At 70.9% G+C, this 12,037-nt stretch carries 10 protein-coding genes; 6 read left to right on the top strand and 4 right to left on the bottom strand.

From position 1 onward, the window contains the following. Positions 1-233 precede the first annotated feature (233 nt). Both ACH4XV_RS45690 and ACH4XV_RS45685 read left to right on the top strand, forming a co-directional pair. Positions 234-947, top strand: coding sequence for a DUF433 domain-containing protein (locus ACH4XV_RS45690; RefSeq protein ID WP_395800063.1), 714 nt, complete (start codon positions 234-236; stop codon positions 945-947). Further along, positions 944-1,387 (top strand): hypothetical protein, encoded by a 444-nt coding sequence (locus ACH4XV_RS45685; protein ID WP_395800061.1) that lies wholly within the window; start codon positions 944-946, stop codon positions 1,385-1,387. The genes ACH4XV_RS45690 and ACH4XV_RS45685 overlap by 4 nt, the downstream gene beginning before the upstream one ends. A 93-nt stretch (positions 1,388-1,480) precedes the next feature. On the opposite strand, the gene ACH4XV_RS45680 is transcribed toward ACH4XV_RS45685, so the two are convergent. After that, on the bottom strand, positions 1,481-1,837 hold the full coding sequence (locus ACH4XV_RS45680) for a hypothetical protein (RefSeq protein ID WP_395800059.1): 357 nt from the start codon (positions 1,835-1,837) through the stop codon (positions 1,481-1,483). Positions 1,838-2,086: 249 nt separating this feature from the next. On the opposite strand from ACH4XV_RS45680, the gene ACH4XV_RS45675 reads away from it, so the two are divergent. Next, a complete protein-coding gene (locus ACH4XV_RS45675) occupies positions 2,087-2,869 on the top strand; it encodes a hypothetical protein (RefSeq protein WP_395800058.1) in 783 nt (260 codons plus the stop codon). Between the two features lie 183 nt (positions 2,870-3,052). Here the strand turns inward: ACH4XV_RS45675 and ACH4XV_RS45670 are convergent, their stop codons facing one another. From ACH4XV_RS45670 to ACH4XV_RS45660, 3 genes are all read right to left on the bottom strand, one after another. Next, on the bottom strand, positions 3,053-6,490 hold the full coding sequence (locus tag ACH4XV_RS45670) for a DNA polymerase III subunit alpha (protein ID WP_395800056.1): 3,438 nt from the start codon (positions 6,488-6,490) through the stop codon (positions 3,053-3,055). A gap of 220 nt (positions 6,491-6,710) precedes the next feature. Next, a complete protein-coding gene (locus ACH4XV_RS45665; RefSeq protein WP_395800054.1) occupies positions 6,711-8,027 on the bottom strand; it encodes a hypothetical protein in 1,317 nt (438 codons plus the stop codon). 503 nt (positions 8,028-8,530) lie between these two features. Next, positions 8,531-9,862 carry a hypothetical protein gene (locus ACH4XV_RS45660; RefSeq protein WP_395800052.1) on the bottom strand — a complete coding sequence of 444 codons (1,332 nt, stop codon included), beginning with the start codon at positions 9,860-9,862 and terminating at the stop codon, positions 8,531-8,533. A 530-nt stretch (positions 9,863-10,392) separates the two neighbouring features. Here ACH4XV_RS45660 and ACH4XV_RS45655 point away from each other — a divergent pair. The 3 genes from ACH4XV_RS45655 to ACH4XV_RS45645 all read left to right on the top strand — a co-directional run bounded on the left by ACH4XV_RS45655 (position 10,393) and on the right by ACH4XV_RS45645 (position 12,023). Further along, a complete protein-coding gene (locus tag ACH4XV_RS45655; RefSeq protein WP_395800050.1) occupies positions 10,393-10,815 on the top strand; it encodes an HIT family protein in 423 nt (140 codons plus the stop codon). 20 nt (positions 10,816-10,835) lie between these two features. Continuing rightward, a complete protein-coding gene (locus ACH4XV_RS45650) occupies positions 10,836-11,318 on the top strand; it encodes a nucleoside 2-deoxyribosyltransferase domain-containing protein (protein ID WP_395800097.1) in 483 nt (160 codons plus the stop codon). A gap of 501 nt (positions 11,319-11,819) precedes the next feature. Beyond that, positions 11,820-12,023: a hypothetical protein gene (locus tag ACH4XV_RS45645; RefSeq protein ID WP_395800048.1), complete on the top strand. Its 204-nt coding sequence runs from the start codon at positions 11,820-11,822 to the stop codon at positions 12,021-12,023. Positions 12,024-12,037: the final 14 nt, after the last annotated feature.

Raw genomic sequence — 12,037 nt, 5'->3', positions numbered from 1 at the left:
ACCGGACTTCGGTGTTCGCGCGGCCTGCCTCGGGATCCGGCGAGCGTAAGTCCGCGCGTCAACGAGGACGTCGGGGCGTGATGGCGGCCGCCATTCTTGCGGCGCATCGGGAACGAACGCCCGGTGCCGGCCCGGAGCCGTGACGTTTTTCGGGGGTTCGTCGGAGCCAACCGGCGGGAACGTAGCTCTTCCACGACGGGGGTGGATACTCTTCCGGCATGGGGAGCACAGCGATGGCAGACGCGCGGTTCGACATCCCCCTCTACACGCAGGCCGAGGTCTCGCGGTATCTCGACATGCCGGAGAAGACCCTGCAGGACTGGGCCAAGGGCTACGACCGGTCGTTCCCGAGCGGGCGCGTCGTGCATCGCGATCCGATGATCACGCGCCTGACGCCGGAACACCCGTCCGGGCCCAGCATCCCGTTCGTCGGCCTCGCCGAGGGAGTCTTCCTCTCGGGTCTGCGCCGGGCCGGGATGAGCATGCAACAGATCAGGCCCGCGCTGGAGATGGTCCGGGACAAGCTCGGCGTCGCGCACGCGTTGGCATCGCAGCGGTTGTACGTGGCCGGCGCGCAGCTGCTGTGGGAGGTGAGCGAGGACGACGACCTCCAGCGGGAGGCTCGGGATCAGGCCCGCAAGCTCATCGTCCTCAAGAACGGCCAGTACGTCTTCCGTGAGGTCGTCGACCGCTACCTGCGGCGCATCACCTACGAGAACGACTACGCGTCGCTGGTGAGCCTGCCGGAGTACGAGGTCGCCGAGATCGTCGCAGAACTGGGCATCAACTACGGGCGCCCGTACTTCACCGCCACCGGCACCCCCCTGTACGTCGTCACCGGGCGCCTGTCCGCCGGCGAGGACATCGACGAGGTCGCCGACGACTTCGACCTCCCCGTCGACCAGGTCACCGAGGTGGCCGAGAGGGTCCGGCGCGGCGCCGCGTGAGCGAACAGGCGAGCGTCAGGCTCTTCCTCGACCGCAGCACCAACTCCAAACGCTTCGCCGCCGCCGTGCGCGAGATGGTCACCGACGTCGTCACCATCGGCGACCGCTATGGCATCAAGGCCGCGGAGAAGGTCAGCGACACGACCTGGCTGAGCGACGCCTCCGCCGAAGGCCGCATATGCGTCGGCGCCGACGGCAAGATCCTGTACAACCCCCTGGAGCGACGGGCCATCTGCGTCCACGCTGCCCGGTATGTCGTCTTCTCCAACAACAACATGCCGAGCGCGACCACGATCAAACTCTTTCGCGAGCACCTGCCGAAGATCGCCGCCCTGAAGGACCGCGCGGGGCCGTGGGTGTTCAAGATCGCGCCGCACGGAATGTACGAGGCGAAACTCGACTGCCCCAAGTGGCTCGAACTCCCCGGAACCCGAGAGTAACCACCCCGACGGCCCATCCGGACGCCCAGGCCGATCACGAACGCGCCCCAGCGATGTGCGCCTGTGCCGCGAGCCGTCGGGAAGGCCGATGCGTCACTTCTTCTTCGGCGCTTTGATGAAGCTGCGAGGGAGCGGGAGAGTCATGCTGTGGATGACGACGGCCAGTGCCTCGGCTTCCTTCTCGGTCAGTTTGTCCACCAGGGGCGCGAGCTTCATGACACGAGCCGAGACCTCGGCGCCGGGTTGAACACCGAACCAGTCGGCGGCGATCATCGCGCGCACTTGGTCCCGGGTCGTGCCGAACAGTTGCGCGATCCCGTCCCATTCGTCGGGGGTTGGCGGTCCGGTGCGCCCCTGCGGGCCCTTCCACGGGCCGTATTCCACGACGTTGCGCCACCAACTGTGGGAGCGGGCCCTGTCGCAACCGACCTGCATGGCGATGTAGTCCATGCGCTGAGCGAGCGCCTTCGTTGTGTCCCTGAAGGGAGAGTCCGTCATACCCCGAGAATAGACGATATCAACGAAGCGCACTTGAGTATGACAGCAGAAGTGAACGGCGCGAATCCTGTCTTGAGAGCGGGGATGGTTGTATCCGGCGAGGCTTCCCAAGTCGGCCCGCCTTCTTGAGCGGTTGGACCGCGCCGCCTCTGCCTTCGTGCGGCCGGGGTGCGTGTCTCCCGGGCGCGGTAGCCTCCACCGGTGACCCACAGCGGGCTGCCCGAGGGGTTGCCCGAACACCGGGCGATCCTGGAGAACACCGACTGGGCTTCCCTGATGGCCCCGCAAGGGAGCGGCGGGTTCCTGCCCGAGGCGCTGACGCGACTCCTCGACGCCGACCCCGCGGTCCGGGCGGCCGCCGCGGAGGAGGCGCTGATCGGGCACCAGAACACCATCTACGAAGCCACCGTGCCCGTCGCGCGGTTCGTCGCCGCGATCCTGGATCATCCAGTCGTCGCGGCGGGCGAGGACGACACCGCGGCAGAGGTGGGCGCGTCACGTCCGCCGACTCGCGCGGTCCTTCTGAAGTGGCTGGACGACACGGCGTTCGACGCCGACGACGAAACCGTGGCCTGCGGCAACCGGGCCTGCCAAGGCCGTTACCTCGACATCCATGTGGACCTGAAGGCCTTCCGGGACCTTCGCCCCCGGTTGTTCCGCGCGGTCCGGCCGTTCCTCGACGCGGACGACCCCGCCGTGTGCGACGCCGCCGTCCTCGCCGCCATCCCGCTCGTGGAACACCCCGACCTCACCGGCCACCACGACGAACTCGCCGCGCGCACCCGCCGCCTGCTCGCCACCCGCACCGACCGCTACATGCGCGATCGCGCGCTGGACGCGCTCAAAAGCTGGGGCCGCGACATCAGCGCTCTGGAGAGCCCCGACGACATCGAGGCCCGTGAGACCTGGGCCCGTTCCCGCGCAGCACGCGAAAACCCCGGCGATGGGGAATGGGACGGTTACGCCGACGACCCGCCGTTCTGACAGCCGACAGCTCACCGGCGGACCCGGGCACGCGAGCACACGGGCCGGAAGATGCAGGTGGAAGCCCGCCGTCCTTCCGGGACTTCAACCCCCGCTCGGACCGGCTCTATTCCGCCCGGCCCTGCCGGGCGGAGACGAACACACGTTGCCGCGCCACCGTGGACAGCGCGAGTCCCCGAAGGCTCAGCCGGCGCTCCCCCGGCTTCGGTGCCCGTAGCGGCTGAGGTCCGCGGAACGCCGGCCCGGGGGTTGGAGGTCGGCGTAGGGGTGGCGGCGGGCGCCGGTGCCGTGGACCAGGACACGCCGGGGTTGGGCGGGGGTGGGGTGTGGGGCGGGGGCGCCGAGGAGGTCGAGGGCGGCGCGGGGGCCGTGGTCGCGGCGGGCGGCGGCAATCTCGTCGAGGTCCCAGGCCATGGCGGCGACGATCGTGCGCCTTCGGCCGCGGACCTGGACCTTCCCGCGAATCAGCAGGAGGCCGGAGTGGAAGACGGTGTGGGCGCAGGCGGGCTGGGAGTCCTCGAAGAAGGCGATGTCGACGAGTCCGGAGCCGTCGTCGAGGGTGACGAAGATGACGCGTTTGCCGGAGGCGATGGGTGGGGTCTGGGTGGAGGCGCGGACGCCGGCGACCAGGACGGTGCGGCCGGGGGGTGTGTCGGCGAGGTGGCGGGCGTCGACGGCGCCGATCTCGCGGAGCAGTCGGTGGTGGTGGTCCATGAGGTGGTGGGTGACGTCGATGCCCAGGATGTGCAGTTCGGCGCCGAGGGCTTCGCGGGTGGTCATCTCGGGGAGTCCGCTGGGGCGGGTCGCGTCGAGGAGGCTGTCGGCGAGGGGGAGTTGGCCGTCGCCGACCTTGCGGGTGCGGCGGTGGAGTTCGGGGAGTTGCAGGAGCAGGTCGCGGCGGGTCAGGCGCCCGTCGTGAACTGTGTCGAGGGCACCGATGCGGGCGAGGTGTTCGGCGGTGGGCAGGGTGGGGCGGGCACGTTGCCACAGGTCCGTCAGGCAGGTGTAGGGGCGGCCGGCGGCGATGCGGGCGCATTCCTCGTCGGTGATGCCGCGCACCGCCGACAGCGCCAGGCGCACACCCCACGTCCCATCACCCGTCCGTTCGAGGGCGTGGTGGGGGCGGGAGCGGTTGACGTCGACCGGCAGGATCGGCACACCATGGCGGCGGGCGTCGGCGACGATCACCCGCCGCGGCCACATCCCCGGGTCGTGCTCGAGCAGGCCCGCGTACAACGCGGCGGGATGATGCGCCTTCAACCAGGCGGACTGCAGCGCGGGGACCGCGAAAGCTACAGCGTGCGCCCGGCAGAAGCCGTAGGCGCCGAAGTTCTCGACCACCCGCCACACCTCGTCACGCACCTCCGGGGCGTAGCCGCGGGCGGTGGCGTGTTCGTGGAACCAGGCGCGGACCTGTGGCATGCGTTCGCGGTCGGACAGGGCGCGGCGGGCGACGTCGGCCAGGGCCAGGTCGCAGCCGGTCATGGTGGCCAGGAGTCCCATGATCTGTTCGTGCCAGATCGTGACGCCGTAGGTGTCGGCGAGGACGGGTTCCAGGTCGGGGTGGGGGTAGGTGGGGGCGGCGCCGTGGCGGGCGGCGATGTAGCGCTCGGGCATGCCGCCGGCGACCGGTCCGGGGCGGAACAGCGAGATGTCCGCGATGACGTCCTGCACACCCCGCGGCTGCAGACGGCCCAGCAGGTCCTGCTGGCCGGGGCTTTCGAGTTGGAACATGCCGATGGTGTCGGAGGATTGGATGAGCTTGAACGCGAAGAAGTCGTCGAGCGGCACCTGGTTGGGGTCGTCGAGGTCGATGTGTTCGCCGGTGGCGTGTTCGATTTCGGCCACCGCGTGTGCCATCGCCGACTGCATCCGCACTCCGAGCACGTCCAGCTTGATGAGTCCCAGGGCTTCGACCTCCTCCTTCGCGGCCTGGACCATCGGATAGTCCCCGCCCGGGGTGGGCTGCACCGGCAGGCGATCGAGGAGGGTGGCGTCGGTGATGATCACCCCGCACGGGTGCATCGCCATCCCGCGCGGCAACGCGTCCAATCGCTCGGCGAGGGCGAACAGGGGCCCGTACCGGGCCGCTTCCGCCGCGAGGGGCCGTAGTTCGGGCAGTTCCGCCAGCGCCGCGGTGATGCCCCGGGCGCGGATGTGCGGGAAGGATTTCGCGATGCGGTCGATGTCGCCCGGCGCCAAACCCAGGGCCAGGCCGGTGTCGCGCAGCGCGTGCCGGGCCCGGTAGGTCTCCGGCATCGCCGTGACCGCGACCCGCTCCGGGCCGAAACGCTCGAAGATCCGGTCGTAGACCTCCAGCCTGCGCGCGGACTCCACGTCGAGGTCCACGTCGGGCAACGCGGAGCGCCGCTCGGACAGGAAACGCTCGAACAACAGACCGTGGTCGAGGGGGTTGGCGGTGGCGATGTCCAGGGCGTGGCAGACCATCGATCCCGCGCCCGAGCCGCGCGCCGCCACCCGGATCCCCAGTGCGCGCACGTCCGCCACCACTTGTCCGACGGTGAGGAAGTAGGTGTCGCAGCCCAGCCGCCCGATCACCTCGAGTTCGCGATCCAGCCGCTCGATCGCCGCCGGGGCACGGTCCAGGCCGCGGCGCGCCATTCCGGCTTCGCATCGCTCGCGCAGGACGTGGCCGACGGATTCCGGTGTGGCGCCGACCACGGCCGGCTCCGGCAGATGCACACTCCCCAAGCCCAGATCCCGCGCCGGATCGACCCGACACGCGTCCGCGGTGGCCGCGGTCTCGGCCAACAACGCCGCGGCCCGCCCGGGACCGGAACCGGCGGCGTGCGCGATCCGCGCCGCGGCCTCGGCCATCGCCGAGGGGTCCTTGAGCCACCGCTCGCCGCAGTCCAGCCACTCCCGATGCCACCGGATCGGGCGCAGCAGGCGGGGCGCGTCCAGCACGTCGGCGATCTTGTGCAGGTCGGGGTCGGCGTAGCGCACGGCGTTGGTCAGCACGGCCGCTACGTTGTTCGTGTCGGCGAGTTGCAAGGTGCGGGCGGCCAGGCGCAGTGATCCCGGTCCGGTGCCCGAGAGCCCGTAGTAGACGCACTCCAGGCGCAGCGCGTCACCGAACAGTTCACGCCACGGCGTCAACAGGCGCTCTGCGATGTCCGGGCGGCCGTCGGACAGGGCGCGCACCGGCTCCGATGTCGGCCCGAGGAGCGCGGTCAGTCCGGGCCCGGCGTGCTCGCGCAGCGCCGACCACTCCAGTAGGGGGGGCCCGCCCGTGGCGTGGGCGGCCGAGACCAGACGACACAGCCGTGACCAGCCCGCCTTGTCCCGGGTGAGGAGAGTCACGCGCAGCGGGGGTTCGGCCACATGCGCGCCTCCGCGGGCGGGCGTGCGGCGACGCCCGACTCTGGGGATCTGCGGCGCAGTGGGGGCGATGGCCACGTCGATGCCGAAAATCGGGCGCACCCCGTGGGTCGCGCACGCCTTCGCAAACCGGACGGCACCGGCGACGGTGTCCCGGTCCGTCAGCGCGAGAGCCGTCATGCCTCGCGCGGCGGCCCGCGCCACCAACTCTTCCGGATGCGAGGCGCCGTAGCGGGCGGAGTAGCCCGAAGCGGTGTGCAGATGCGTGAAGCCGCCCATTGCACACCTCCGCCCTCAGCCACCCCCCGTTGTCCGAAATCCGCCTCTCTTATTCGGACACTAGTTCGAAGTGATCGACTTTGCCAACCAGGCTGCTTGTGACGCTCGGCGTTGGTTGGCCATGTGCAGCGATCGTCGGCCACTCGTCCCGGCGGCTGACCATGCGACGCGGCTTGTGGGTACGGAACCCCTTGGGAGTCTCAGGGTGCCGCAGGCGTGTTCATCGTCTTCGAAACCAGGCGAGTACACCCCGCCGGGTGGGGCGATGGGGCGCTTCCGGCACTGTCGGCGCCGCGGGTGCCGCCCGGGGAGGCGGTGAATCCGGGCGCGGTGGAGGTGTCGACGGTCGCGGCGGGGTCGGTGGGGCGGACGCCCCGATCGATGCCGGTTCGATGTGCGGCTCGCTCGCGGATACGCGCGCGGCCGCCCAGTCGTCGCCTGCGGGTGTCGAAGGCTGCTCCTGTCGAGGTTGGGTCCGGTGGGCGCGGGCGCTGGCGCCCTCGGCGGAGCGCTGGCGGGGCGGGGCGGCCCGTGGCGGTGGGACGGGGTCGGGGCAGGAAGGTGCGGTGGGGAGGCCGAACTCGTCCACGCTCCAGTGGGCGATCTGCCAGTGGACGCTCGGCCACAGGCGAATCTGGGCGGCCCCGCGCTCGGGCCGCCACACGGCCCACGGCACGTCCGGTGCACCCAGGCCGAGAACGTGAACTCCGGGAACGAGGGGTTCGAGCAGTCGCGGATCCCGGCTGCGCAGATAGACGGCCGCGTTCGCGCGCGTACCCGTCGCGTCGGTCTGCGGCGCAGCGAGACGACACCAGGCCTTGCCGGCCTTGACGCCGGCGTCCTCGACGACGCCGAGCACGGCCCTGGGGTGGCGTCGGGCCGAGGAATCCTCCAGGCTCCGCTGCAAACGGGTCATGTCCGCAGGATTCGCGGCGTCGTGGCAGAAGTCGGTCCACGGCACGATCCGGGTTCCGGACGGGTCCGGGACGCGGACGGTGAAGCGGGCGACGGTGTCGCGGTCGTGGTCGTGCAGGGCCAGGAACCGCGCGATGCGCACCGCGGTGGTGACCACCGGAGGCAGAAGGGGCCCCACGGTGTGCACGCGATGGGCGACCCGCTCGGCCGGTGGCGTCCGTACCGGCGCGCCGACGGGAGGTTGCGATTCGTGGCCGGTGTCGGTGGTGGCGGGAACGACCAGGCGCAGTGTCAGGATCTCGTCCCGGACTTCGGCGAGCCCCGCCGCGCCGCGGGCGATCGATTCGATCACCTCGTCGGTGCGCAGGGCACAACCGGGCAGGTGTGCGGCGGGGCCCGCGCCCTTGTGGGGTGCCAACCGAAAATGGGCGGCGACGGTGAACACCGTGCCCTTGGAGGAGGTGCTCGGGTAGGACCTCGTCGCGTGGACCTCGTGGTCGCAGTGGACGCAGCGCAGCGGCCGCACGAACCGCTCGACGGCGTCGTCGATTTCCCGCGCGGACACCACGCGCGCGGTGGCGTCGCGGGCCTGTCGCATCGAAGGGGCTCTCTTGTCGGCCATCGCACCGCCTCCCATCTCACGTAGTCGCAAACATACTGTCCGTCATCGTTCGGTTGCTCCGGAACGGCGTCGGGGCCGTCGAATGGTGGCCGGCAATGCGCACCCTCGACGACGAGACACATTGCGGAGCCGATCGCGCGAGCCCTGTACTCGCGACGAGGAAGGCCCGGCCAAGGGCCGGTCGTTCGTCGTGATCTGCCCCGGCGAGTCGAGGCTCGCGGCAGCGGGGCACGAGACGCAGCACCTGACGCGACGGTGGTCGAGGGCGCCGGACACCGTCCGCTCCCAGGCCCCGGCCTCGGTGGGGGGTGCGGATACCGTGCTGCCCGGCGACCGCGACCCCTGCCGCGCGTGGCGCAACCGTTGTGTTTGCCTGGACGGGGCGCAGCGGTGGGCCGGTCGGGAAGGCGGGCTCGGGTGGGAGGTCCCGCCCCACGAAAACACGAATCCACCCATCCCGTCGCGTCGCACTGCGGCGGCCGCAGCCGGCTGGGGTCTCCTGACTAGCTCGCGGAGGATTTCGCGGACGGCGGGAGGGCCATGTCGAGGAGCGCGTCGATGGTTTCCCTGCCGAGCGTGCTGTCGAGGTGGAGGGATCGGCGGATGAATCGGCCCACGATCTTGGGGTCCAGGTCCAGGCGCGTGCGGGCGTCCAGGCAGATCTCGCTCAGGACTCCTGCGGTGTGGTCCGGCTTTCGTTGGACGTACCAGTCGAAGATCTCCACCACGTCGTGGCGCAGGGTGCCGAGTCCGATCGCGCTCTCGCCCTCCTCGACGTCCTGGGCCAGGTGGGAGAGCACGGCCTCGATCAGGGTCGTGCGCAGCGCCCCCATGGGGACGAGGGGTTCGGTTCCCTCTGTGAGGGATGCCGCGGGCCACCAGGTGAGTTTCCGGGCCGCCTCCTCGGTCTGTTCCTCGTCGTCGTGGATGATCCTGGTGAGGCGATTGTGGTCGGCGACGAGTCCTCGCGGTTGCGGGGTGCCGAACGCGGTGGTGGCGGACAGGAGGACGCCGGGGCCGTGGGTGCGGCGTTGCTCCTCGGCCCAGTCCCGGGCCACGGGCTGTGACCACAGGGGTCCGTGGGTGCCGTGGGCCTGTGGTTCGGGCATCTTGTGTCGCCCGTACTCGGGGTGTGGGAGATCGTCCTCGGCGATGTTCGCGATCTTCGCCAGCCCGGCGCGGTCCACCAGGAGGTCCGGCTCGAGTTCGGGGGCTCTCAGGTCGACGACGCACCGGTCCAGCGGTCGTGCGTCCGGCACGCGCCGGCGGTGCCGCGCCCACAGCGCCAGATGGTCGCGCCAGTCGGTCAGGGTCGTCTTGGGCGTGGTGAATCCGGCGATGGTGGCCACGGTCGCGTTGCCGGGGTCGGCGTGGTGGAGCAGGAGGTCGGCGGCCGTGACGGTGAGCGCGTCCCGGACGGGGCGGGCGTCGTGGCGTTCCCGGGCGCCGTCGAAAACGATGCCGGGGCGGTGCCAGGTGGTGCCGTCCCACCAGTAGCCGCCGTGCCGGTAGAGGAAGCCGATGCGCCCGTAGACCCAGTCGTGGTGGAGCTCGCTCCAGCTGCCGTCGGTGACCAGTACGACGGTGCGGCCGTGATCGGGGTGGTAGTGGACGGCCCACGCGTAGGCGCGGTTCTTCGGCTCGGTGGTGAACGCGACCCAGCCGCCTCCGCGTAACCGGTCGGTGCGGCCCCACAGGCCCTCGCCCTGGTTCCGGCCGGTGCGTTCGATCGCATCCGGATTGTCGAGTGGCAGCCGTTCGTCGTTGATGAACGGCACGCCCGGAACGGGATGATCGGTACGAAGTCCGTTGGCCACCGGACGGAACTCACCCAAGATCGTCTCTCCTTCACGGCATGTGCCCCGCGGCACGCGAGGCCGATCGGCGCTCGCACCCCGGGCGCAGGACGTCGGCGTGCACCTCGGCACAGCATGTCGCGCACGACGTGACACCGGGAGCGGATTCACCCAACGGAAGACGGCGGCCGGCCGTGAGAAGAATTCGTGCGACTCCTCGGCGAATTCCTCACCCGTCTCACGGCATGCCACACGGGCCGCCTCGAGCGGCTTCGTACTCCACGGCATCGACCGCAGGTCACCACCGACGGTGGGACGAGTCCGGGACGCGAACGCGTCGATCCGGGTGAGCGGGCCGCACGCCACCGCCTCAAGCCTTGCCGCACCACACCGTCGCGGCCGGATGCGGGTCGCCCTGCTCAAGGCGGCCGGTCGTGGTACTCCTCCGATTCGGGTGATCTCGTATGCACTCGGCGGGCTTGTGGAAGCTCGAATCGGTGGTCGTGGCCCCTTCGAAGGCAACGGGCAACCCCTGCCGGTGGCCGAGCGAGCCGGCCAGGCTTGGATCCATGACGACACACAGGGCTCGTACGAGTCGTGATCACCAGCACATGAAGAACTGCGCTTTCTGTGCCATCGCCGTCGGGGAGGCTCCGGCCGTCATCATCCGCGAGTGGCCTGAGGCCCTCGCCGTCCGCCCGCGCAGCGGCGGCGTGAACAACGGGCACGTCTTCGTCCTACCTCGTGTCCACGTCGCGGACGCCGGCACCGACCCGGAGGTGACCGCGGCGGTGATGCGCCGGGCGGCCGAGCTGATGGCGGAGCATCCCGCCGCGAACATCGTCACCAGCAAGGGGAAGGCGGCGTCTCAGAGCGTCCTTCACCTGCACGTGCACGTCGTGCCTCGCCGGGAGGACGACGGCCTGCCACTGCCCTGGACCCCACAGCACACCGCCCGTGCCACCGCTGCACGGAACGGAGCCACGAAGTGACCGTCACCGTCGACCTCGTCATGGCCCGCGAGCCGATCCCCACCGGCCCGAGTGTGTTCCTGGCCGGGCCCACCCCGGACCGGGCCACCCCGGTACCGTCCTGGCGTCCCGCCGCCGTTGCCGCCCTCGCGGAGCAGTGGACTGGCACCCGGTCGCTCACCGTGCTGAGTCCCGAATCCCGCGACGGCCGTCGGGCCGCCCGCTACGAGGACCAGGTCGACTGGGAAACCGATGCCCGGGCCACGGCCGACGCGATCCTGTTCTGGATTCCTCGGGACCTGCGGACCATGCCCGGCATGACCACGAACGTCGAATTCGGCCTCGACGCGAGAAGCGGACGGGCCGTCCTCGGCTGCCCGCCCGATTGCCCCGACCCGGAGAGGAACCGCTACCTGATCCACGTGGCTCGCCGCCACGGCGTTCCCGTGTGTACCACCCTGGCCGACGCGACAGCCGCCGCCCTCGCCCTGGTCGCCGCGCCGGGTACCCCGGCAGTCCGATAAGAATCGGTGGCGATTGAGGAGCGGACGGCCCGGTGCCTCCGAGCGTGCGGGATCGGCGTCGAAGTCGATCATTCGGCCGACACACGCCCCGTGCGCTCGAAAAAGCGAATCGACCGGCGGGTCGCGAAGTCACAGCCGTACGGTTTCGTCTTCGCCGGTGGTGGCGACGACGGTGCCCGCGAACAAGGACGCCATCGTCCACATCGTTCCGGTGCGCCCGGTATGCCCGGTGTGCAGAGGGGCCGGCGTCCAGGGCGGCGTGGAAGGCGCGTTCGCCCAGGCTCCGTCTCCGGGGTGTGGGGGCCGCCGGGATCGGCCCCCGCGCCGACAGGCCCACGACACCGTATCCGATGCCGGCGGCGATCAGGGTGCCGTCGGGAGAGTCGGAAAAAGTCCGACTCGATGTTCCCAAACCTCGTCCCGAACGCCCACTGACAGGTGAGGCGCCGCGACCGGGACAGTCCCGGTGAGCGAAGCCGTCTCGTGAAAGGGCGTCACCTCATGGACCCGTTCGTCATGGCCCTCACCGCACTCGGTGCCGTCGTCTCCCTCGTGGGACATGTCGTGCGCGGTCACTACCGGGCGCGGCACGCCCGCGAACAGACGCTGCGCCATCATGTGCGTGTGCTGCCCGAGGGCAGCACGATGGTCGACGTGCGCGCGGGGGTCGTCCTGCGGGTCGGGGCAGACCGGGCGGGCCGATGACGAACCCGTGCGAC

The organism is Embleya sp. NPDC020630 (assembly GCF_044334985.1).
In the GTDB taxonomy this organism is placed as follows: domain Bacteria; phylum Actinomycetota; class Actinomycetes; order Streptomycetales; family Streptomycetaceae; genus Embleya.
This window is presented reverse-complemented; position numbering and strand designations above follow the sequence as displayed.